This window comes from Alteromonas sp. 4NH20-0104, assembly GCF_057547795.1.
Genome location: NZ_BAAJLP010000006.1, coordinates 149,652 through 169,580, shown reverse-complemented (window position 1 = coordinate 169,580; position 19,929 = coordinate 149,652). Strand labels below are relative to the sequence as shown.

The 19,929-nt window shown below is 46.8% G+C and carries 19 protein-coding genes; 13 read left to right on the top strand and 6 right to left on the bottom strand.

Features of this window, described 5'->3' with window-relative positions; all coding sequences use genetic code 11:
- Nucleotides 1-161 precede the first annotated feature (161 nt).
- From AC27IB_RS06475 to AC27IB_RS06440, 8 genes are all read left to right on the top strand, one after another.
- Nucleotides 162-1,508: a carbohydrate porin gene (locus tag AC27IB_RS06475; RefSeq protein WP_296045136.1), complete on the top strand. Its 1,347-nt coding sequence runs from the start codon at nt 162-164 to the stop codon at nt 1,506-1,508.
- Nucleotides 1,509-1,575: 67 nt separating this feature from the next.
- The gene (locus AC27IB_RS06470) at nt 1,576-2,886 is read left to right on the top strand and encodes an ABC transporter substrate-binding protein (RefSeq protein WP_487119702.1); all 1,311 of its coding nucleotides are present in this window, start codon (nt 1,576-1,578) and stop codon (nt 2,884-2,886) included.
- A gap of 70 nt (nt 2,887-2,956) precedes the next feature.
- Nucleotides 2,957-3,829 (top strand): carbohydrate ABC transporter permease, encoded by an 873-nt coding sequence (locus tag AC27IB_RS06465; RefSeq protein WP_487119700.1) that lies wholly within the window; start codon nt 2,957-2,959, stop codon nt 3,827-3,829.
- A 3-nt stretch (nt 3,830-3,832) separates the two neighbouring features.
- Nucleotides 3,833-4,663 carry a carbohydrate ABC transporter permease gene (locus AC27IB_RS06460; protein ID WP_487119698.1) on the top strand — a complete coding sequence of 277 codons (831 nt, stop codon included), beginning with the start codon at nt 3,833-3,835 and terminating at the stop codon, nt 4,661-4,663.
- Nucleotides 4,664-4,673: 10 nt separating this feature from the next.
- Complete coding sequence (locus AC27IB_RS06455) at nt 4,674-5,684, top strand: ABC transporter ATP-binding protein (RefSeq protein WP_487119696.1); 1,011 nt, start codon at nt 4,674-4,676, stop codon at nt 5,682-5,684.
- Between the two features lie 57 nt (nt 5,685-5,741).
- Complete coding sequence (locus tag AC27IB_RS06450) at nt 5,742-7,217, top strand: mannitol dehydrogenase family protein (RefSeq protein WP_487119694.1); 1,476 nt, start codon at nt 5,742-5,744, stop codon at nt 7,215-7,217.
- A 191-nt stretch (nt 7,218-7,408) separates the two neighbouring features.
- Nucleotides 7,409-8,074: an HAD family hydrolase gene (locus AC27IB_RS06445; RefSeq protein WP_296045154.1), complete on the top strand. Its 666-nt coding sequence runs from the start codon at nt 7,409-7,411 to the stop codon at nt 8,072-8,074.
- A 12-nt stretch (nt 8,075-8,086) separates the two neighbouring features.
- Nucleotides 8,087-9,043: a sugar-binding transcriptional regulator gene (locus AC27IB_RS06440; RefSeq protein ID WP_487119692.1), complete on the top strand. Its 957-nt coding sequence runs from the start codon at nt 8,087-8,089 to the stop codon at nt 9,041-9,043.
- A gap of 219 nt (nt 9,044-9,262) precedes the next feature.
- On the opposite strand, the gene AC27IB_RS06435 is transcribed toward AC27IB_RS06440, so the two are convergent.
- On the bottom strand, nt 9,263-9,634 hold the full coding sequence (locus AC27IB_RS06435; RefSeq protein ID WP_296045159.1) for a winged helix-turn-helix transcriptional regulator: 372 nt from the start codon (nt 9,632-9,634) through the stop codon (nt 9,263-9,265).
- Between the two features lie 146 nt (nt 9,635-9,780).
- On the opposite strand from AC27IB_RS06435, the gene AC27IB_RS06430 reads away from it, so the two are divergent.
- The 3 genes from AC27IB_RS06430 to AC27IB_RS06420 all read left to right on the top strand — a co-directional run bounded on the left by AC27IB_RS06430 (nt 9,781) and on the right by AC27IB_RS06420 (nt 11,605).
- Nucleotides 9,781-10,377: an NAD(P)H-dependent oxidoreductase gene (locus AC27IB_RS06430; protein WP_296045162.1), complete on the top strand. Its 597-nt coding sequence runs from the start codon at nt 9,781-9,783 to the stop codon at nt 10,375-10,377.
- Nucleotides 10,378-10,544: 167 nt separating this feature from the next.
- Nucleotides 10,545-10,796 (top strand): hypothetical protein, encoded by a 252-nt coding sequence (locus AC27IB_RS06425; protein ID WP_487119689.1) that lies wholly within the window; start codon nt 10,545-10,547, stop codon nt 10,794-10,796.
- An 89-nt stretch (nt 10,797-10,885) separates the two neighbouring features.
- A complete protein-coding gene (locus AC27IB_RS06420) occupies nt 10,886-11,605 on the top strand; it encodes a glutathione S-transferase family protein (RefSeq protein ID WP_487119687.1) in 720 nt (239 codons plus the stop codon).
- A gap of 170 nt (nt 11,606-11,775) precedes the next feature.
- On the opposite strand, the gene AC27IB_RS06415 is transcribed toward AC27IB_RS06420, so the two are convergent.
- Nucleotides 11,776-12,663, bottom strand: coding sequence for a LysR family transcriptional regulator (locus AC27IB_RS06415; RefSeq protein ID WP_296045168.1), 888 nt, complete (start codon nt 12,661-12,663; stop codon nt 11,776-11,778).
- 190 nt (nt 12,664-12,853) lie between these two features.
- On the opposite strand from AC27IB_RS06415, the gene AC27IB_RS06410 reads away from it, so the two are divergent.
- Nucleotides 12,854-14,044 (top strand): MFS transporter, encoded by a 1,191-nt coding sequence (locus AC27IB_RS06410; protein ID WP_296045170.1) that lies wholly within the window; start codon nt 12,854-12,856, stop codon nt 14,042-14,044.
- A gap of 190 nt (nt 14,045-14,234) precedes the next feature.
- Complete coding sequence (gene dkgB / locus AC27IB_RS06405; RefSeq protein WP_296045173.1) at nt 14,235-15,059, top strand: 2,5-didehydrogluconate reductase DkgB; 825 nt, start codon at nt 14,235-14,237, stop codon at nt 15,057-15,059.
- A gap of 172 nt (nt 15,060-15,231) precedes the next feature.
- Here the strand turns inward: dkgB and AC27IB_RS06400 are convergent, their stop codons facing one another.
- From AC27IB_RS06400 to AC27IB_RS06385, 4 genes are all read right to left on the bottom strand, one after another.
- Nucleotides 15,232-16,854 carry an ATP-binding protein gene (locus AC27IB_RS06400; RefSeq protein ID WP_487119684.1) on the bottom strand — a complete coding sequence of 541 codons (1,623 nt, stop codon included), beginning with the start codon at nt 16,852-16,854 and terminating at the stop codon, nt 15,232-15,234.
- A 439-nt stretch (nt 16,855-17,293) separates the two neighbouring features.
- Nucleotides 17,294-17,839, bottom strand: a complete 546-nt coding sequence (locus AC27IB_RS06395; RefSeq protein ID WP_296045180.1) for a hypothetical protein — start codon at nt 17,837-17,839, stop codon at nt 17,294-17,296.
- A 257-nt stretch (nt 17,840-18,096) separates the two neighbouring features.
- On the bottom strand, nt 18,097-18,996 hold the full coding sequence (locus AC27IB_RS06390) for a MaoC family dehydratase (RefSeq protein ID WP_487119682.1): 900 nt from the start codon (nt 18,994-18,996) through the stop codon (nt 18,097-18,099).
- Between the two features lie 85 nt (nt 18,997-19,081).
- Nucleotides 19,082-19,870, bottom strand: coding sequence for a 4'-phosphopantetheinyl transferase family protein (locus tag AC27IB_RS06385; protein WP_487119680.1), 789 nt, complete (start codon nt 19,868-19,870; stop codon nt 19,082-19,084).
- Nucleotides 19,871-19,929: the final 59 nt, after the last annotated feature.

Here is a 19,929-nt window from a genome sequence, read left to right as displayed (position 1 = left end):
TAAATAAACATTTTCCTGTTGACAAATAATTAACATTTATTGGATTATGCTCACAAGATGGTCACATGCCCAAGTCAAGAGTTAGTAAAAATAGCGTGAAAAGTCGGATAACAATCAGCTTGATAACTGCATATAAAAACACAAGTGGAGGAAGTTCAGTCATGCACAACACACCAAAAGACCAGAGTTATCGAACAGCATTGGTTCAACGAAGTAAAAAGAACGCAAGTGTAATCGGCTCAACCATTATGTTAATGCTAATGCAGCCATTCAGCAGTCGGGCCGCTGGTGAATTTGATGCTGAGCAATATCTAACCGGAGATTGGGGAGGCGTGAGGGCTGAGCTTGCCGAAAAAGGCGTCAATGTTCGCCTTGGTCACTTTAGTCAGACTGCCTATAACCTCCAGGGTGGAGATAGTAGTGAAGTGGCTTATGCTGACCAGTATTTTGTCGGTGGATACTTCGATTTAGATAGGCTGTTCGGCTGGTCAGGTGCTGAGTTTAAAATTGAAATTTCTAATCGAAATGGCGAGCTTATAAACAACAAAGCCGATATGCCATTTTTACTCCAGTCTCAGCAGATATTCGGTCGCGGCAATGTCACGCGCCTGACCCAGTTTTCACTTACGCAACGCCTTCTGGATGATCAGTTAAGTATTAAGGTTGGCCGTATATATCCCAGTGCTGACTTTTTCGCCATGAGTTGTACTTTTCAACACCTGACGTTTTGTAGTGGTGGTTCATCAAACTATATAAGCAGCAGTTGGTATGGCGATCCGCTCAGTTCACTGGGGGCTCAGGTTACCTATAACCTGTCAGATAATCTCATCTTAAAAGCGGGTGCTTATGATGCGAACCCGGAAACCCTATCTCTAAACCAAGGGCTGAAACTTGGCACTTCTGGCGACTTGAGTGGTACAACAGCGGTGGCAGAAATTGAATACAAGGTCGATTACGGCAATGGGTTAGACGGCGATTACCGTTTTGGTGTTGTTCGTAGCAGTTTAGACAAGCCTAAGTTAGTTAACAAAGCCGGATTCCCGTCAGGCACAACCGATGATGCCACTGCAATTCAGGATACAGACAACGCCTTTTACATCAACCTTGAACAGCAGGTTACTCGCAACGCAACCGGTGGTGGATTGCGCTTATTTGCCAGCATGATCCGGTCAGATAACGCCATCAGCGGCGTTGGAGAAGTATTGGCTTTGGGCGGTTTTATTAATGGCCCGTTCGTTAGCCGCCCTCATGATCGTTTTGGATTGGCGATTGGTCGTAACAGCGTAAGCAGTGAATTAACCCGCGCTCAGCGTCTATACAACACAGCTTATGCCGATAGCGAAGTGGCAGTACGTGACCATGAGTATCCCATAGAGCTGAACTACAACTATGTGATCACGCCAGCCATCGCAGTGATGCCCAGCATACAGTATGTCATTAATCCTTTTGGTGACAGTGATACAGATAATGCAACCATTCTTGGCCTTCAGCTGAGCTTAAACTTCTAAACCCTATAGCGCCGGCTGTCACTGGCCGGTCTGTAAGAAATACGACAAGTGAGATAAGGAAAATAATATGATTAGACGACTTACCACAAGTATCTGCTCTGCTTTGCTACTGAGCATGCCGGTCGCGGCAGAAACTGTCACTATCGCCACGGTTAATAATGGTGACATGGTCACCATGAAGAACTTAAGCAAAGCCTTTACCGACGCCAACCCGGATATTAGCTTAGAGTGGGTGACACTGGAAGAAAACATTTTACGTCAACGTGTTACTACAGACATCGCGACTGGCAGTGGTCAGTATGACGTAGTCACAATTGGGACTTATGAAGTGCCAATCTGGGCCAGGCAAGGCTGGCTTGAGCCGCTAAACAACCTGGGCGAAGACTACGATCTCGACGATATCCTGCCTTCCATTCGTGGCGGTCTGTCTTATCAGGATAACCTTTACGCTGTGCCTTTCTATGCTGAAAGTTCGATGGTTATCTATCGCACTGACTTAATGGAAAAGGCAGGCCTTGCTATGCCTGAGAAGCCCACATGGGACTTTATTGAGCAAGCGGCGAAAGCCATGACCAATAAAGACCAAGGGGTATATGGGATCTGTTTGCGCGGTAAAGCCGGTTGGGGTGAAAACACCGCGTTGATTACTTCAATCGCGAACTCTTTCGGCGCTCGTTGGTTCGACGAGCAATGGAAGCCTCAGTTCAATACACCTGAGTGGCAAAAAACCCTCGAAGTGTATACAAACCTAATGCTGAAGTACGGTCCGCCGGGCGCATCGTCAAACGGCTTCAATGAGAACCTGGCGTTATTTCAAACCGGGAAATGCGGTATTTGGATTGATGCAACGGTTGCGGGTTCATTTGTCACTAATCCTGAAGAATCCACGGTTGCAGATAAGGTCGGTTTCGCACTTGCGCCTGATGCCGGTCTGGGTAAGCGGGCAAACTGGCTATGGGCCTGGAATCTGGCCATTCCTAGTAGCACAAACAGTAAAGCTGCCGCTGAAAAGTTTGTCAGTTGGGCAACGTCCAAAGGCTACTTAGATCTGGTTGCTCAGGAAAAGGGCTTAGCCAATGTGCCGCCGGGAACCCGCGCGTCTCTTTATGCCAATGAAGCCTATCTGAAAGCGGCGCCTTTTGCACAAATGACTTTGGATTCAATCAAGCTGGCCAATCCGAATAACCCCACGGTAAAACCAGTACCTTACGTTGGCGTTCAATTTGTGGCCATTCCTGAATTTCAGGGCCTTGGCACCGCAGTTGGGCAGCAATTCTCAGCCGCGGTAGCCGGTAACGTCACGCCGGCTCAGGCACTGAAAACGGCGCAGCGTTTAGCAGAACGAACCATGCGTAAAGCTGGTTACCCTAAAAACTGATGAGTTGCCCGGCCAGTGAAGCGCTGGCCGGGTTCTTTTCATCTTAACAGGTATCGATTGGAGCGCTCTTATGGCAACTACCAGTTCCCGGTTCCTCGGCCGCATCATGATCAGTCCGGCAGTCGCTTTACTGCTCGTCTGGATGCTTGTGCCGTTAGCGATGACCATTTACTTCTCGTTTCAAAACTACAACCTGCTTATGCCAGGTATGCAGGAATTTATTGGCTGGATGAACTATGAATTCTTCCTGACCGACCCTGCGTTTACAGAATCATTCTTCAATACGTTGCAATTGGTTTGCGGCGTACTGTTCATCACGATCATTGGCGGTACAGCTATCGCAGTGCTGCTCGACCAGGCCATTGTTGGTCGCAATATAGTCCGAATTCTGGTGCTTGCACCGTTCTTTGTTATGCCAACAGTGTCGGCTCTGGTGTGGAAGAACATGTTTATGAATCCGGTAAACGGCTTGTTTGCCCATATGTTTACAGCACTGGGGCTTGAGCCTTTTGACTTTCTATCACAAGCGCCGCTTGCGTCGATTATTCTTATAGTGTCGTGGCAATGGCTACCCTTTGCTGCACTTATTTTACTAACGGCTATTCAATCATTGGATCAGGAACAGCTTGAAGCGGCGGAATTGGACGGTGCTGGTCCAATGGCGCGATTTTACTACATTGTGGTGCCGCATTTGTCTCGCGCGATTACAGCGGTAGTACTGATAGAAACTATCTTCCTGTTGTCGGTATTTGCTGAAATTCTGGTTACCACGAATGGCGGGCCGGGCTATGCCTCAACCAACATTACCTATCTCATTTATTCACAATCCTTACTCGACTTTGATGTTGGTGCAGGATCGGCTGGCGGTATCATTGCGGTCATTATTGCCAATGTGGTGGCGGTGTTTTTAATGCGCATGATCGGCAAAAACCTGGAGAAATAAGCGATGAGACAGTCACAATTATTACGACAAAAAATGGTTTACTCCTTGCTTGCCTGGACTGTGGGTATTGCCATCTTCTTTCCAATTTTATGGACCGTGATCACCAGCTTCAAAACCGAACTAGAGGCCGTTGCCACTGAACCGTCATTCCTGATGTTCGACTGGACACTGGAAAACTATTCAACGGTGTTCATTGAGAGTCGGTATTTTACGCACTTTTGGAATTCTGTGGTTATTTCAATTGGCTCCAGTTTACTGGGTTTGCTTATTGCAATACCAGCGGCATGGGCCATGGCATTTGTACCTAATAAGCGTACCAAAGATGTGTTGATGTGGATGCTATCGACCAAAATGTTGCCGCCGGTTGGGGTTTTGGTGCCTATTTATTTACTGTTTCGTGATTTTGACTTGCTCGACACGAAACTGGGGCTGGTGATTGTAATGACACTCATCAACCTGCCTATCATGATTTGGATGCTGTACACCTATTTCCGTGAGATCCCGTCTGAAGTACTTGAGGCTGCGCGGATGGATGGGGCCACCATTGGCTCGGAAATTGTACATGTGCTGTTACCTATTGCGTTGCCCGGTATCGCATCTACCTTATTGCTCAACATCATCTTATCGTGGAACGAAGCATTCTGGACGCTTATTTTAACGGCTGCGAAAGCGGCGCCATTAACGGCCTTTATTGCCAGTTATTCAAGCCCTGAAGGCTTGTTCTACGCAAAACTCTCTGCCGCTTCCACGCTGGCAATTGCCCCTATTTTAATCATCGGTTGGTTTAGCCAGAAGCAGCTTGTGCGCGGCTTAACCTTCGGCGCGGTGAAGTAAGGAATTAGTTATGGGAAATATTACTTTAAAGCAAGTTACTAAGAATTTTGACGGTCACGAAGTGATTAAACCGTTGGACTTGTCTATCGATAACGGTGAATTCGTGGTTTTCGTCGGGCCGTCGGGCTGCGGTAAATCAACCATGCTAAGAATGATTGCTGGTCTGGAAGATGTCAGTAGCGGCACCATCGAAATCGATGGGCAAGACGCAACAGAAACGCCACCAGCCAAACGTGGTTTGGCCATGGTATTCCAGTCCTATGCCTTGTATCCGCATATGAGCGTGCGCAGCAATATCGCTTTTCCGCTTAAGCGAGCCAGGATGGACGAGAGTCTGATTCAGGAAAAAGTCACCAAAGTGGCTGAGACGCTGAACTTAACACCTTACTTAGATCGTCGCCCCGGACAACTATCAGGTGGACAGCGTCAACGTGTTGCGATTGGCCGTGCGATTGTTCGTGAGCCCGCCGCGTTTCTGTTTGACGAACCCTTGTCTAACCTAGACGCCGCTTTGCGGGTAAACATGCGTCTGGAAATATCACAACTGCATAAAGACCTCGGCACAACCATGATTTACGTTACCCATGATCAGGTGGAAGCTATGACCATGGCAGACAAAATCGTGGTATTTAATGCCGGCCACATTGAGCAGGTGGGCTCGCCTATGGAGCTGTATCGCAACCCGGTAAATAAGTTTGTTGCCGGCTTTATTGGCTCGCCCAAAATGAACTTTATTGCAGTGAATGAAAGTGTAAATGGCACGCAGGTTGATTGCCTGGGCGTGCGCCCTGAGCACCTGGAATTATCAGATACAGAAGGTAACTGGAAAGGCAAAGTTGGCGTGCTGGAACACCTGGGCTCAGACACCTTCCTTCATGTAGATATTCCCGGCGTTGCCAAGTTAACTGTGCGCGCTGATGGTAACTGTGCCTATGAGTATGGCGATGATGTGTTTGTGTCACCGGTAACCGAACATGTGCACTATTTCGACAATTCCGGTCGGGCAGTGAAAACGGCTTAGTCTCTTTTTACAGGTGCTGCAGGGCAGTACCTGTGCTTAGTTTTTTGGAGTATTCTCGTGACTATTCAACTGAACCAAACGGCACTGGCCTCGTTACCACAAGCCGTGCGCACGCCATCATACGATCGTGCAGCGCTCACGCCTGGCATATTGCATATAGGCATTGGTAATTTCCACCGTTCTCATCAGGCTATGTATTTACATAAATTGTTCGAGCAAGGTAAAGACCATGATTGGGGCATTATTGGCTGTGGTGTAAAGTCCTTCGACGCGACTATGCGTAACAAGCTCGAGCAACAGGATTGGCTCACCACCGTAGTCGAACTCGATGAAGGCGCGTTGAGTGCAGACGTGTGTGGGTCAATGATTGACTTTCTGGATGTTGATGCCAACGCTGTAGTGAGCGCACTCAGCCGGCCGGAAATTCGTATTGTGTCTTTGACCATCACCGAAGGTGGGTATTTTATTGATGCCAAAACCGGTGGCTTCCAACAGGATCATCCGGATATTCAATCGGATATTGCTACGCCAGACTCCCCGAGGACGGTGTTCGGTATTTTGCTTAAAGGCTTAAAAAGTCGTCGTGAAGCCGGGTTACCCCCCTTTACCATAATGACCTGTGACAACGTGCCTCACAATGGCGATGTGACCCGTCAAACACTCACAAGTTTAGCCAAATTGATAGATCCCGATATGGCCGATTGGATTACTGCATCGGTTGCTTTCCCCAACTCGATGGTCGACTGTATTACCCCCGCGACTACTCAGCGTGAAATAAACCGCCTTGCCGATGAGTTTGGTATTGAAGACGCGTCTCCGGTATTTTGTGAGCCGTTTCGTCAATGGGTAATCGAAGACAATTTCCCGCTAGGGCGTCCTGCGTTGGAAGAGGTTGGCGTAGAATTCGTTGACGATGTTACTGCCCATGAATTTATGAAGCTGCGTATATTGAACGGTGGGCATGCTGCATTGGCTTTCCCTTCAGCGTTGCTGTCATTGGAGTTTGTGCATGAGGGGATGTTGCATCCGTTGGTGAGAGATTATGTGCGCAAGGTGATCACTGAAGAAGCTATTCCGACACTTTCACCTGTGCCGGGCACAGACTTTGATGATTACCTTAATCTGATTGAGCGCAGGTTTGCGAATCCGGAAATTGGCGACACGATCGCACGGCTTTGTACTGATTCGTCAAACCGTCTGCCTAAATTTATTTTACCCATTACCCAAGCAAACCTGGACAATGGCGGTTCGGTAGAAGGTACCGCTCTTGTGATTGCGCTTTGGTGTCGGTACTGCGCATTTACTGCCGATAACACAAATACAGTTGAATTAAATGACGAGCAGGCAGTACGTTTGCAGCAACTGGCTATAGAGGCAGAAAATGCGCCTGAATCCTTTCTCGATATGGAAGACATTCTTGGCGAGCTGGGTAAAAATGAGCGCTTTGCAGAAGCCTTTAGTCGCTGGTTAGGGAGCTTATACCAGCAAGGAACCGGCGCCTGCTTAGAGGCATATGTTAAAGGTCAAAGCTAAGTAATATGTGCAGGCGCTGCACCGCCGGCAACATGAAGTACTGCAAATTTCATCGACAATACGCGACAATTCCATTACCGTTTCAGGCCGCTTTTGGAGAGCGAAGCATGGAAACCGCAGTGGCGACTCCGCTGGTCAGTGCGAATGTCGTAAGTAGATACTAAAACCTATGCGTAAGCGAGAACATCAACATGGCTGAATATAACCAGGACATTGCCTTTGTCATTTTTGATTGCGATGGCGTATTGATCGACAGTGAAGTGCTCAGTATGAAGGTCTGGGCCGGGTTGCTACAAGAGCATGGTGTGCACATTGACCAGAAGTACTTTTTCGAACATTTTTTAGGCCGTAGCTTCGAACATGTACAATCTGTTATTTTAAAAGATTTCAATCTTGCTGTGGACACGGCAATGGCAAATCGGTTTGCCGATGAACTGAAAACGACTTTTGAGCAACAACTATCACCAACCGACGGTATCAATGAAGTACTGTCATCACTAAAGGTGCCATATTGCCTGGCAACCAGCAGCAGCCGGGAGCGCACTCGGATAGCACTGAATGCAACCGGCCTCAATCGCTATTTCAGCGAGGCGCAAATATTTACAGCTGCTGATGTTACCCACGGTAAGCCTGCTCCGGATTTATTTCTGTATGCTGCGAAACAACAGGGTATATCACCTTCGCATTGCCTGGTTATTGAAGACTCTGCGCCAGGGCTGCAAGCAGCGAAAGCCGCAGAAATGCATTGCCTGCACTATGTGGGAGGGGCGCACATGTCGCAAACTGCTGGAAAACGCGAAAATGCACTGGCACACTGGCGTGTTTTCAACACGCATTATCCGTATTTAATTGATTAGCAGGGCAAGAAAATGGCTTCAACTCCTACCAATGAGAACCAAAAGTTAGAGGACGCTGCTCGGGCTGGCTGGCTTTACTATGTGGCAGGTAAAACCCAGGATGAGATCGCAAAGCAGCTAAATACGTCACGTCAGTCTGCACAAAGATTGGTTGCGTTGGCTGTATCCCAAGGCTTGATTAAAGTGCGTCTGGAACACCCGATTCGCCATTGTATGGAGCTTGCTGATGCACTGCAGCGTCAATATGGTCTTGCCCAATGTGAGGTCGTCCCCAGTGTGTCTGATGATCCGAATTCCACAATCGGATTGGCACAAGCGGGAGCGGCCGAAATTGAACGGCATTTAAAACATCGTCAGTCGAAAATCATAGCCTTTGGTACCGGCCGGGTATTGCGTGCCTGCGCCGATGAATTGCCTGCATTGCAGTGTCCGCAACATCGCATCGTCTCACTGGTCGGGAATATCGCTCAGGATGGATCAGCGAGCCGTTACGATGTAGCTATACATGTTGCCGAACGCATTGGCGCAAGACACTTTCCTATGCCGGTCCCTGTTATCGCTGGCAGTGAAGCTGACAAAGCGCAGTGGCAACAACTTACTCACGTTAACAATGTGAAGAACCTGGCTGATCAGGCTGATGTGGCATTTGTGGGCATTGGTAATCTGGGCACGAAATCCCCGCTGCATATTGACGGATTTATTGCCCAGCATGAGTTGGCAGCGCTGGATGCAATGGGCGCCGCAGGAGAAGTAATAAGCTGGATTTATGACAGTGATGGCAAATTGATAGACTCTGAAATTAATCGCCGCGTTACCAGTGCATCACTAGCACCAAAAGACGGCAAAGTTGTAATTGGTATTGCCGCCGGCCAGGAAAAAGTGTCAGCCATTTCGGGAGCGCTGGAGTCAGCGATGATTAATGGCCTGATCACTAACGAATTTACCGCTGAAGCACTGTTGAAGCGCTGAATACTATGCCCCGATTAGTTAAAGCCCTGCTCTGGGATGGTCTAGCATTTTAAACGGCAGAGAACTCAGTTGAGCAGAATTCTGAGACCTTTACATAGCCAGCGCTTAGTATCGTTTTGCTCAATTTGTATGGCGTCTCTTTCAAACTTTAAGCCTCTGCTTTTAGTATTTAAATAAACGCAAAATGTCTAAACTCCGACGCCTTCGCGCGCCAGACCACTATTTTGTATTGATCTGCACACCATGGGTTTCAGACCAAACCCTCAGTTCGTCTAAAATGTGTAATGCTGTTCGGCCGAATTCCGTCAGCTCATAAGTAACCGCAACTGGCCTGTCGCTGATAACCTTGCGTAACACCATACCTTCGTCTTCGAGCTCTTTGAGGCGCTGATCAACCATCTTTTTACTTGCGCCACCGAGCATTCGTGCAAGATCATTAAATCTCACAGGCTCATCTTTCAGGTGGTAAATAATCGAACCTTTCCATTTTCCGCCAATTAATCGCATACCCTTTTCAATAGCACAGGGCTCCATGCAAGCGTCATAAACTTTTTTTCGCCCTTTACTATCTGTTTTTATTGAACTTTCCAACTTAGCTCCTCACATTTAAACCAGGTTACTAAAAGTATACTAATTGATTTAAGTTTAAAGGTAACTAAAATATACCACATAACATAAAGCGAGAAAACACACTTGCTTTCATTAACCCGAATATGAGCAACCTTAGGAGTTATTCAATGAGCACCACAAGTTCAGGCAGTGTACTAATTATTAATGCCCACCAGTATTACCCCTTCTCAGAGGGAAAGTTAAATGCAGCCTTTGTTGATAAAGCCATCACCCTGCTTGAGGGCAAAGGCTATAACACTCGCGTAGTAACGATGGCAGAAAAATACGATGTGGATGAGCAGCTTGCACTTCACCAGTGGGCAGACTTTGTCATTCTTCAATCGCCTATTAACTGGATGGGCGTGCCATGGTCATTTAAAAAATACATGGATGAAGTTTATACCGCAGGTATGGGCGGTGCTATGTGTGCAGGCGACGGACGTGTAGCAGAAGCACCTAAGAAAAACTACGGTACTGGCGGCACGCTTTCTGAAGTGAAGTACATGATGTCCTTGACTCTGAATGCACCAGAAGAGTCATTCGATGATAATGAAGAGTTTTTCGACGGCAAGTCTATTGACGATTTAATGTTCCCAATGCACATGAACTTCAAGTTTTTTGGCATGACACCAATGGCAACCTTTGCCAGCTTCGACGTAATGAAAAACGCAGACGTCGAGAACGACTTTAAACGCTTTGAAGCCCACATTAACAAACACTTTTAACCAGTTTTAAAGCGGCGTCTTTGAAAAGTGCCTGAGGAGTTTTTATGTCTTTTTTACGTCCCGTATGGAAGTCCGGACTGTGCTTTTTATTTGCAGCATCTGCCAACACTCACGCTCACGAGCAGCATTAACCAGGGCATATTGCTTCACCCCAATTGTATGAAATATTGCTGGAAAACGAACGTGCCCTTGTTTTGAAAATGGTGTTGAAGCCAGGCGAAAGCGATGCGTTTCATCGTCACAACAACGAAACAGTTTATTTTGAAAAAGGCAGCAAGTTAAAAATTGAAACGCTTGGCGGCGAGCCGATTATTGCTGATGTTCCCGACGGGCACATCATGTGGCATGAGGCATGGACCCACAGAGTAACAAATCTCGGTGAGCAGACGGCTATCGCCATTATTGTAGAAGAAAAATGATTGAGAGGTTTTCAATGCTATTTGCTGATTATTCCGAAGCGTTGTTTTGGCACGTTATTGCTTACTGATATGCGAAGGAGAATACGACGATGAGTTCACAAAAAGATATACACCTGTACACAGCATCTACCATGAATGGCTGGAAACCTGTTGTTTTTCTTGAAGAAGCGGGTATCGAATACGATTTAACACACATCGATTTTGCCAAGAACGAGCAAAAAGCGCCGGACTACGTGAATCTCAATCCAAATGGGCGTATTCCTACCATAGTAGATCGCTCCAACAACGACTTTGTTGTTTTCGAGTCAGGGGCCATTCTTTGGTACCTGGCTGAGAAGTACGGGAAGTTTCTTCCATCTGCTCCTGATGAGAAATCGAGAGCACTACAGTGGCTGATGTTCCAGATGGGCGGTGTCGGACCAATGATGGGCCAGGCAATGTATTTCCAGCGTATTGCGGCTAAAAACGGCAACGAAGATCCGTTCGCTATTAAACGTTACGTTGACGAAAGTCGCCGACTGATGGAAGTCCTGAATACACATCTTAAGGGTAAAGACTTTCTGGTAAACAACGAGTACACCATCGCAGATATGGCTACCTACACGTGGGCAAGAGCTTATTATTGGGCGAATGTCAGCATTGATGGTCTGCCTCACTTGCAAGCGTGGTTCGATAGAATTGATGAGAGACCCGCCACACAACGCGCGCTTGAAATTCCCAAGCCGTTCTGGGCTTTCTTTGGTAAAGGCGACGTTGAAGCGCAGGAACGTGAAAACGCTGAACGCTTCAAGAATGATGTGAACAAATAACGATTAACAATCACCAGAGTCATCGCCGTCTGAACTCATTTAAGGGTAGCGTTCTGTTCGACATAATTATCTTGCTCGCCATGTGCCCGGATGACTTATGGCCGAGGACTTTGTAATCCTGGCCCGGCAAAACTCGCTGGGCTGACGTCTTGCTTGCACCGGGTGACGCATCAAAGAATCAGCCTGGGCTGAATAAAGTCTAAAAAGGCTGAAATACGTGACGAAACAGCGCTGTTTTTATAGTACACAGCATTTACCGACTCCCGGCGGTTGGGACTAACAATGTAATCAGTGAACACCGGAATTAACCTGCCTTTCTCGATGTCTTTATGCACCATAAAGTTTGAAAGTAGTGCTAACCCCTGCCCTGCGATGCAGAACTGCCTGATTGTTTCACCGCTTGATGCACGAAGACTGTAACGTAAACCTATCTCTTGCCTGAGTGGCCATTTATTTAGACCTGGTGAGTCACTAAAGCCTATGAGTTTGTGGTTGTTTAATGTATCGGCTTCACCTGAAACCGGGTATTTTTTGAGGTACTGAGGGCTTGCCACGATGTGTAGCCTACTTTTGCCAAGGTATCGTGCGTGTAAATTGGAGTCGCTTAAATCACCAATCCTAATAGCAATATCGGTTTTATGCTCCAGTAGATCAATAATACTGTCATGGCTCGTGATATCGAGGGTGATGTCAGGAAATGCCTCGCTAAACTCTGCAACTAAGGGGGCAAGCTGATGGAAAACAAACGGACTGGCCGCATCAACCCGCAGTCTCCCTGCTGGTGCTCGTTTTAACAGGCGCAGGGCTTCCTCTCCTTTTTCCAGCACGTTTAATCCGTCTCTGGCATACTGCAGAAACAACTCCCCCTCTTCAGTAAGTTCGAGCCTGCGGGTGGTACGATTTAACAGCGTCACATCCAGCGAAGCTTCCAGGCGCGTAACCGCCCGGCTTACCTTTGCCACCTGTTGATTCAAAAGCGTAGCCGCATTCGAAAAGCTCCCCGTATCGACAACGGTAAGAAACGCTTCCAAATCTTCTGTTTTAGATGATACTGGCATCACACACCTTATATTTTCATTTTATACAAAAGTATTTTGTCATTAATGCTATTTTTCGCAAACAACAATATCGTCAGACTGTGCGCACTTTAATCGCGGCGCTTGCGAGCTAGGTTTCTGCTCTTTGGGCCAGGTGTGGGCGCTGATCCCGACGCCCGCAGCGTTATTTATTTTTACGAGGATGAACGATATGCCTATTGCGTTATTTGCTTTAACGTTAAGTGCGTTTGCTATTGGCACGACTGAGTTTGTTATTGTTGGCTTAGTCCCCACCATTGCAACCGATCTTAGTGTTACTTTACCCAGTGCAGGTTTATTAGTGAGCCTATATGCCGTTGGTGTGGCAGTGGGAGCACCGGTATTAACAGCCTTAACCGGAAAGTGGAACAGGAAACACGTTCTGCTTAGCCTTATGACATTGTTTGTTGCCGGCAACCTGCTGGCATGGCAAGCCCCAAGTTATGAAAGTTTAATACTGGCGCGTATTCTCACTGGTCTGGCACACGGCGTGTTTTTTTCTATTGGTTCTACTATTGCCACTGGTTTAGTGGCGAAGGAAAAAGAAGCCAGCGCTATTGCCATCATGTTTACCGGCCTCACTGTTGCGCTGGTAACAGGTGTTCCTTTGGGTACCTGGATCGGCCAAAACTTCGGCTGGCGCGCTACTTTCCTGGTGGTATCGGCCCTCGGAACGATTGCGCTTATAGGCAGCGCGCTGCTGGTACCGAACAACTTGAAACAAAGTAAGCCAGCAACCCTTAGTGAGCAAGTGCAGGTATTGATTCAGCCTCGCTTGGTGCTGGTGTACCTCATGACCATCCTTGGCTATGGCGGTACGTTTACTGCGTTTACCTATCTTGCCCCCATCTTACAGCAAGAAGCTGGGCTCGCGCCTTCCGCAATTAGTTTGATCATGCTGGTTTATGGCGCTTCGGTTGCCGTGGGAAATATTTATGGCGGCAAACTGGCTGACAAAAAAGGCCCTATTCGAGCACTCAGTATTATCTTTTCAGCGCTGTCACTCATTTTATTTGCACTGACATTTACAATGGGAAATAAAGTGGCGGCGGTGATCACCGTACTGGTTTGGGGTGCATTCGCATTTGGTAACGTGCCAGGGCTACAAGTTTATGTGGTGCAGCTTGCCGAAAAATTTACGCCGAATGCAGTGGATGTTGCTTCCGGTCTGAATATCGCAGCATTTAACATTGGAATTGCCGTGGGCTCAATAGTCGGCGGCGCCATTGTCGATGGCATGCAGTTATCTGATACCGCCTGGATTGGCGCACTGATTTCAGTTGCTGCATTAATGGTGACACGCTTTAGCGGCCACCTTGATACCCGCGCAATAAATGATGAAGCGAAACCCGCAAGCGCCTGAAGAGAGACCGATTCAGGCTTGAAACAGGCGTTAATGGCCTCATCGATAAACTCAAGGCAATGAAAAAAGCCGCTAGCGACAATAACGGGTTTCACTGCAAACATTATACACAGCAGGTAGAACACGCAATGATTAGTAGGGGTTGTTCTATCAATATTTTACAAGTAAACAAAATCAATCTGGAGACATTATGACGAATGCAAATCAGTCCGGCTCTAACATTCCCGCGTTGGGTGTAGGGACCTTTCGTTTAAAAGACGATGAGGCGTATAACAGCGTAAGCATGGCGCTGGAAGTTGGTTTCAGGCATATCGATACGGCGCAAATTTATGGCAACGAAGAAGCCGTAGGTCGCGCGATTAAAGATAGCGCGGTAGCGCGCGAAGAAATATTCGTTACCACTAAAGTGTGGAACGATAAGCTGAACAAAGCGAAATTTGTTAATAGCGTTAAAGAAAGTCTGACTAAGCTTCAACTGTCGTATGTCGACCTTTTGCTTATTCACTGGCCGTCACCAGAAAACGGTGAAAGCATGGAAGAATACCTAGGCGAGTTGCTACGCGTAAAACAAATGGGACTGACTAAAGAGATCGGCATTTCTAACTTTACGATCGCTCAGATTGAACAAGCAGTAAGCATTTTGGGTAACGGCGTTATTGCCACCAACCAGATAGAAGTCCATCCTTATCTGACCAATGAAAAAGTTCGCGCAGTGTGTAACACGCACGGCATTAAGGTAACAGGCTATATGCCATTTGCTGTCGGCAAGGTCTTAAAGGATGACACCATTCTCAACATCGCAGACAAGCACGGTGTCAGTGCAGCCGAAGTGGTGGTGGCATGGGAACTCGCACACGATCTGGTGACGATTCCATCATCAACCAAACGCAAAAACCTTGAAACCAATTTTACAGCACAACAGCTGCGGCTCGATGCAGACGACATCGCTAAAATTGACGCACTAGACCGCGGCGATCGTCAGGCGGCCCCGGATTTTTCACCGGCCTGGGACTAACTAACTGATAAAAGCCATGCGCTGCAAAGCACTGGCTTCCCTAAGGCGTGTTAAAGCAGAAAGAGTGAGTATCTACTGTGCCTTTACAGGCTGCACTATTGCTTGCTGCTGCGCAATTAACGTTAATCCGGTCGACGGGAAGTATATCGACGGTTTCCGGGCACTTCAGAGACTATTTCTGACCTAAGAAAGAGTTGAGCGTGCTAATCAGTTTGGTACTGTCAATGGGCTTGGTTAGTACCGCATCCAGCCCTTTTTCCCGCAAGGATTCGGCATTGGTGATAACGTCTGCGGTAAGCGCAACAACGGGCACCGAGGGCTTTAATGCTTTTATGTGCACAGTTGCTTCGTCTCCCTGAATACCGGGTAAGTTTAAGTCCATCAAAACTAAATCCACAGGATTCAATTTAACGTACTCAACCCCTTCTTCACCGGTACTAACCAAGGCTACGGGAATGCCTAACTTTTCGAATAAGGCTTTTACAACTATTTGATTTATTTCGTGGTCTTCCACCACCAGCACATTTACGGCTTTATGTAATACAACCTGCGCAACGAAGCTAGTCGGCTTATCTTCAACAAACTGATTGGCTTTGACCTCATCGGCAGGTATCGAAACACTGACTCTGGTTCCTACACCAAGCTTACTGCTTAATTTGATACTGCCGTCCATTAACTCAAGCAGACGCTGTGAAATATTCAAACCAAGTCCAGTGCCTTTAATTTGATACGCATTGTTCATGCGTTCAAATGGCATAAAGACTCTTTGTTGATCTTTTTCACTTATACCAATGCCCTCGTCAACCACATTAAAGAGTAACTTGTTGTTTTTGTATAAAACCTGTGCCTTCACACTGTTATTTTTTGGCGTGAATTTAATCGCATTTGATAACAGGTTCAGTACCACTTGGCCGAGTTTAGTATCGTCGAAATAAAGATAGTCAGGGACGGTCTCTTCTATGGTTGCTAAAAATGCAACATTACTGTCTTCCGCACGAATTTTAGTCAGTGAAAACAGGTGAATAAAAAAATCTCTTGTATTCACCGAACGCGGCATTATATGCATTTTGCCAGCTTCGATTTGTTTAATGTCCAGTACTGAGTCAACGATTTCAAGTAAACGCTCTCCGCTTTTGTTCACATGCGAAAGCGGCGTAGTAAAGCTTTGCGGTAAATTGAGCTTTTTTGCTTCGACTTCCAGCAAATGACTAAAGGTGTTAATGGCATTAAGAGGCGTGCGTATCTCGTGACTAACGTAAGATAAAAAGTCTGACTTAAACTGACTCGTTCGTTCCAGCTCTCGGTTTTTACGTTTGAGTTCAAGGTGAGCAACTACAGAGTGACTGAGCGTTTGTAACGAAGCTCGTTGGTCATCTGTTAGCTCCCGCGGCTTTCGGTCAATCGCACACAAGGTACCGATAGCATGCCCCGAAGGAGTAATGAGCGGTGCTCCGGCGTAGAAGCGAATATCGGGCGCCCCTGTCACCAAAGGATTATCATAAAAACGAGGATCTTCTAACGCATTGGATACCTCAAATACTTCTTTTTGCAAAATGGCATGGGAGCAAAATGCGATTTCCCGTGAAGTTTCCTCAGCATCCAGCCCCACACGAGATTTAAACCACTGTCTATCCGGGTCAACCAGGCTAATAAGCGCAATTGGCGTCTGACATATCCGTGACGCTAACTCGGTTAACTCATCAAACAGCTGTTCTGCTTCAGTATCTAACACATCGTAACTCAACAGCTCAGCTAAGCGTTCGCTTTCATTTTCCGATATGGGGGCCGATTTCATGACGTTCTCTTTCCACCTTTTAAACAGTTAAGGCAATTGGTTCCACTGCCCCCATTTAACATTCTGGTACGATGTTTACCGTAACTCAGTATTATCACATCACTGTTTAAGTATAGCGTAATCAAATTTTGTCGTTATTTTTATCGTATTTGATTTATTACGCTGCTGACCTGACGTTGCGTAGTTTGATTACTACACCGAATTGAACGCAACCTGGAGTGCAAATTTATTCAGACCTCTCAGGTAACGATGGTATTGGATTGTTGCCCGGCCAAAGTAATTCCGAACCGCCTGAGTGATTGAAAAGAGTCTGTTGAAGGACACCGCTAAAAATGCCTAGCGAATACAAGCTGGTGAAGCTTCGGGAACAGCAGCCCGACAACCTATAAAAAGAAGGCCTGTAAGATTACAGGCCTGAGATAAAACAGGTTATGCAGGATTATCTGGCGTGTTGGTCCGTAATCCTGGTGACATTTGCATTCCCGTTTTCTACACGTTTGAGGAGACGTTTAGCTTCCTCGACATATTCTGCTGGTACCGGTTTGGAAGTGGCCTCATCTTTGACGACAGTTGTCATTTCATTCCACTCCTCAATTCTTGAATCATCAGCATCCGCAGCGCCAATGATAATCGGGCCCCAGCCGGTCAGATTCATTTTTAAGTAATAAGTTTTACCCGCTTTCAAATCACCTTGTGCAACGGCCCAGTGACCTTGCAAGCTCATCATAAACGTATGCTCGCCTGGCTCAGCCTGATATTGCAGCAAACGCCCTGACTCGAGTGTTCCCACAAGGTTTTCACTGTCCCACACTTCACCTTTTACGCCATCACCCATGAAAACCGAGCGACGCACAAAGTTTACCGTTGCCTTGTTTTCTTGCGGCGCATTCTGGAACTGGACCTCTTTCATATTTGCCAAACCAGCGCAACCGCCTAAATTAAACGCAAGCAACAAAAACGAAACCATTCCGATGTTTTTAAACATGTCTATCCTTATTATAATTCATTGATATTAATATATTTTAACTTCATAACTTTAAAGTCATTGTTGACTCAGTTACGTACCAGCGAAATATAAACGCAATGCTCTTAGCGTGCAATAGTCGGGAGTTACCTGCCAGTTTACCACCTTGCAGAGAAGCCTCGATTGCAACACTTTTCTGGGTGAGAGGTAGTGAGTATGAAAACCTTCCCGGCCAAACCTCGCAAATAGGTTCAGCATTCGTTTACCGTCCAGGTTACTCAGATAGCTCTGATCTCGCCCGACATTACCGATTGCTTGCGACGTGATGCCAATGGATTTGTTAATTCAAAATGCACCGGTTCTTCTGCATTTAATGGCAATAGAGAGGTATTCAGGGTTACCGTTGAAGGCAGCAATACCGGGCGATTAAACTGACTGGTAATCGCCATCGGCGCTAATGGTAATTGCCAGTTATGATTCAATTTGGATAAAGCCATTGCCAGAACGTGCGTGCCATGGGCCATAACATCTTTAAAACCGGCTAATCTCGCACTCCATTTGGCCAGATGAATTGGGTTGTAGTCGCCACTAATTTTCGCATACCGCCGCCCTACTCCGGGGTTAAACTGCAATTGAGAATGCTCAGGCAAAGGAGATAACGTCGCATAGCTTGCCGCTGAATCTGATGTTGTTCTGCTACTCAGCATATCAACGGAAGGCAGTCTGTAAAGGTAGGTGCTGCGCACGATCTGACATTGCTTACCGCCCTGGCTAACCTCAATATTGACATCAACCTGAATGCCATATTGATGTGGCGTTATCTTGTTAAAGTAACAGCGTAAACCCAGATCTTCATTGCTGAGTGGTTGATACTGCCTGATTTCATTACCCACGTGAACTAAGCCAATTAATGAAAAAGGAGAATTAGCATGCGATAAAGCGGCAATATGCTGTGATAACCCCAACAACTGTGGGAAGCATGGATGCAGGTAGTGGTTATGCCAATCGTGGAGCTGGTTAAAAGCTTTCAACCTGGAGCAGTAGTCAGCGGGAGTAAAGTAACGGGTAGATGCAACATCAGGTAACTGCATACTCTGGTGCTTAGCGAACCACTGTTCAAGTTGCGGTTTATCCGCTTTTTTTGTCGCCGCTTTGACTAACTGAAATATCTGCCTCACCACAAACTCCTTCTGAGCGGCGATCCATTTTGAAACTCAATTTATACTACTTTCAGATATTTAGCATGTAAAAATAGTGAAATGATTAACTGCACCAACCTGTTTGCTTAAAGCTGAGTTGCCGTTTGATAACGGTCATAGGGTCTTTACTGTCAGAAACTCCCAAAGCCAGGGCTACGCTGTACGAAGCATCTACAAACTGATGCGTAAAGAACCAGTTGGATGCTGCATCAGGCGCGGAGTCAGTAAGTTCAATGCAGGGGGTAGATGTGTCAATATGAGTAAAATAAAAACTGTCACCCGGTATCGCCATGCCTTTTCCATCGGCTTTGATAAAGGCTTCCTTTAAGGTCCACACTTTATAAAACTGCCGCAAGGCGCCCAGGTTATCACCGGCATCAAGTGCTTGAGTAATCACCTGCGACTCCTGTGAGTGGAAGTAATGCTGAGCGATATCAGCCATCCGGGGGCGCGCTTTCATAGACTCAATATCAACGCCAACTGTCTGGCCTCTGGTTACCCCTATGACAATGGCATCATGGGAGTGAGAAAGATTAAATTGTAATGGGCAGGCATCGTCTTCCAGCATGGGCTTACCCTGCGCACCGGTGGTAAACCTGATGGACTGAGGCGGTATACCTGCCATCAGCGCACTGAGAATTATACGCAAGCCCGCTCGACCAATAATGAATAATTGCCGCCGACTGTCAGAGCGATAAGCTGCAGCCCTGCTTTTTTCATTCTCACTGAGCAAATTGCATAAAGTACTGATGCTTTGCGTGCGTAATATATCCTTGATACAGAGGTGCCACAGGTGAGCTTCACCGGAAGTCAAAGTATCAACAGGCGCTGAGTAAACGAAACCGGGGAACATACAATCCGTTGAAATAGTTTTTACTGTAACATTAGTTTAAACTACCGTTTTTTCATATT

Excerpts from the sequence above, each read along its gene's own strand:
- AC27IB_RS06440 (WP_487119692.1), top strand. The coding sequence starts at position 8,087 with ATGGCTTCAACTCCTACCAATGAGAACCAAAAGTTAGAGGACGCTGCT.
- AC27IB_RS06415 (WP_296045168.1), bottom strand. The coding sequence starts at position 12,663 with ATGCCAGTATCATCTAAAACAGAAGATTTGGAAGCGTTTCTTACCGTT.
- AC27IB_RS06385 (WP_487119680.1), bottom strand. The coding sequence starts at position 19,870 with ATGTTCCCCGGTTTCGTTTACTCAGCGCCTGTTGATACTTTGACTTCC.
- AC27IB_RS06400 (WP_487119684.1), bottom strand. The coding sequence starts at position 16,854 with ATGAAATCGGCCCCCATATCGGAAAATGAAAGCGAACGCTTAGCTGAG.
- AC27IB_RS06470 (WP_487119702.1), top strand. The coding sequence starts at position 1,576 with ATGATTAGACGACTTACCACAAGTATCTGCTCTGCTTTGCTACTGAGC.
- AC27IB_RS06430 (WP_296045162.1), top strand. The coding sequence starts at position 9,781 with ATGAGCACCACAAGTTCAGGCAGTGTACTAATTATTAATGCCCACCAG.
- AC27IB_RS06395 (WP_296045180.1), bottom strand. The coding sequence starts at position 17,839 with ATGTTTAAAAACATCGGAATGGTTTCGTTTTTGTTGCTTGCGTTTAAT.
- AC27IB_RS06445 (WP_296045154.1), top strand. The coding sequence starts at position 7,409 with ATGGCTGAATATAACCAGGACATTGCCTTTGTCATTTTTGATTGCGAT.
- AC27IB_RS06460 (WP_487119698.1), top strand. The coding sequence starts at position 3,833 with ATGAGACAGTCACAATTATTACGACAAAAAATGGTTTACTCCTTGCTT.
- AC27IB_RS06410 (WP_296045170.1), top strand. The coding sequence starts at position 12,854 with ATGCCTATTGCGTTATTTGCTTTAACGTTAAGTGCGTTTGCTATTGGC.
- AC27IB_RS06465 (WP_487119700.1), top strand. The coding sequence starts at position 2,957 with ATGGCAACTACCAGTTCCCGGTTCCTCGGCCGCATCATGATCAGTCCG.
- AC27IB_RS06455 (WP_487119696.1), top strand. The coding sequence starts at position 4,674 with ATGGGAAATATTACTTTAAAGCAAGTTACTAAGAATTTTGACGGTCAC.
- AC27IB_RS06475 (WP_296045136.1), top strand. The coding sequence starts at position 162 with ATGCACAACACACCAAAAGACCAGAGTTATCGAACAGCATTGGTTCAA.
- AC27IB_RS06420 (WP_487119687.1), top strand. The coding sequence starts at position 10,886 with ATGAGTTCACAAAAAGATATACACCTGTACACAGCATCTACCATGAAT.
- dkgB (WP_296045173.1), top strand. The coding sequence starts at position 14,235 with ATGACGAATGCAAATCAGTCCGGCTCTAACATTCCCGCGTTGGGTGTA.